Here is a 2,048-nt window from a genome sequence, read left to right as displayed (position 1 = left end):
ACTACAATAGATGGTTGCGAAATGTCCGACAGCACGAGGCTGCCGAGAAGATATGGATTGTGACACCTGTCGAAAGGAAAATTGGACAATGGCAAAAAAGCAGACGCCGCTGAGGATCATCCCCTTAGGCGGCCTGGACGGTATTGGCAAGAACATGACCGCCTTCGAGTACGGGAACGACATGGTGCTCGTCGACGCGGGCCTCATGTTCCCGGATGACGAGCAGCCCGGCATCGACCTGGTGCTGCCCGACTACTCCTACGTGCTCGAGAACGAGGACAAGCTCCGCGGCATCATCATCACGCACGGCCACGAGGACCACACCGGCGCCCTGCCGTACCTCCTGATGGACCTGGGCAAGAAGGTCCCCATCTACTCATCCAAGCTCACGCTCGGCATGATCGAGGCCAAGCTGCAGGAGTTCAGGATCAACTCGCCCAAGTTCCGCGAGGTCAAGAACGGCACCCACATCAACCTGGGCGTCTTCAGCATCGACTTCTTCAGCATGACGCACTCCATCCCGGCGGCGCTCGGCGTGTACATGAGGACGCCCGCGGGATCCGTGCTCCACACGGGCGACTTCAAGCTGGACCAGACGCCCATCGACGGCGTCACCCCCAACTACCAGGCGATCTGCCGCTTCGGCACGCTGGGGATCGACCTGCTCATGTCCGACTCCACCAACGCCACGCGCCCCGGCTTCACGCCGTCCGAGGCGGCGGTGGGCCCGCAGCTTCGCCACATCATCAAGAACGCGACCGGCAGGGTCTTCGTGGCGTCGTTCTCGAGCCACATCCACAGGCTCCAGCAGGTGTGCGACGCCGCCACCGCCGTGGGCCGCAAGGTCGTGGTGACGGGCCGCTCCATGGTCAACAACACCAAGATCGCCCGCGAGCTCGGCTACCTCAAGATCTCGCAGGACGACATAATCGACGCGTACGACGTGAAGGACATCCCGGACGACAAGATCGTCGTCCTCTGCACCGGCAGCCAGGGAGAGCCCCTGAGCGCCCTCGGCCGCATGGCGGCGGGGGAGCACAAGTCGTTCACCATCACGGCCGACGACACGGTCATCATCAGCGCGACCCCGGTCCCCGGCAACGAGAAGAGCGTTCAGTCCATCATCAACGCCCTCTCCAAGATCGGCTGCACCGTGTTCGACAGGTCCAACACGCTCGTCCACGTGTCCGGCCACGCGAGCCAGGAGGAGCTCAAGCTCATGCTCGCCATGACCAAGCCCCGCAACTTCATGCCGGTCCACGGCGAGGCCGTGCACCTGCGCGCGCATGCCAAGCTCGGCCAGCAGATGGGCATCCGCCCCGACCACATCTTCGTTGCGGACAACGGCGACACGCTCGAGATGCGCAACGGCGAGGTCAAGTGGGGCGAGCCCGTGGAGTCGGGCGTCGTCTACGTCGACGGCCTCTCGATCACGGACGCCGACCCGATAGTCTTCCGCGACCGTCAGAAGCTCGCGAGCGACGGCATCGTCACCTGCGTCGTCACCGTCGGCAAGCGCGACCGCAAGGTGGGCGACGTCGACATCGCCTGCAGGGGCGTCTCGTTCAACAACAACGACCAGCTCATCTCGGAGGCGCAGGCCGTCGTGAGGGACCACGTCTCCGCGACCGCCAGCAAGGAGGGCGCGAGCGTGGACATGCTCAGGAAGAACGCCCGCAACAGCCTCTCCAACTTCCTCTGGAGCAAGACGCACACGCGGCCGATGGTGATCCCGGTCGTGATGGAGGTCTAGCCACATGGCGTCAAACCGCAGCTCAAACGCACAACAGAAGAGAAGGAAGGGCTCGTCGTCCAAGGCGTCCCGCGCACGTGGCAGGCGCCAGCCGGTGGCGCCCGCCCGTGGCTCCGCGGCAAACGACATCCTCGGCGTGGCCCTGGTCGTCGTGTCCGTGGTCATGTTCCTCTCGCTTGTGGTGCCCACCAGCGCCCCGGTGACGAGGGCGCTCGGCGAGGCGCTCACGCTGCTCTTCGGCGTGGGGGCGTTCCTGTGCCCGCTCGCGCTCATCGTGTTCTCCACCACGTTTTTC

Annotated in this window: 1 protein-coding gene and 1 pseudogene; both read left to right on the top strand. The window is 64.7% G+C overall.

What is annotated here, in order from left to right; all coding sequences use genetic code 11:
- The first annotated feature begins 88 nt into the window (after positions 1 to 88).
- Positions 89 to 1,753, top strand: a complete 1,665-nt coding sequence (locus tag ACI38Z_RS07490; protein WP_439789566.1) for a ribonuclease J — start codon at positions 89 to 91, stop codon at positions 1,751 to 1,753.
- A gap of 4 nt (positions 1,754 to 1,757) precedes the next feature.
- Positions 1,758 to 2,048, top strand: a pseudogene (locus ACI38Z_RS07485) (DNA translocase FtsK); the annotation flags it as partial.

It is taken from the genome of Parafannyhessea sp. (assembly GCF_051876455.1).
GTDB lineage: Bacteria > Actinomycetota > Coriobacteriia > Coriobacteriales > Atopobiaceae > Parafannyhessea.
This window is presented reverse-complemented; position numbering and strand designations above follow the sequence as displayed.

Excerpts from the sequence above, each read along its gene's own strand:
- ACI38Z_RS07490 (WP_439789566.1), top strand. The coding sequence starts at position 89 with ATGGCAAAAAAGCAGACGCCGCTGAGGATCATCCCCTTAGGCGGCCTG.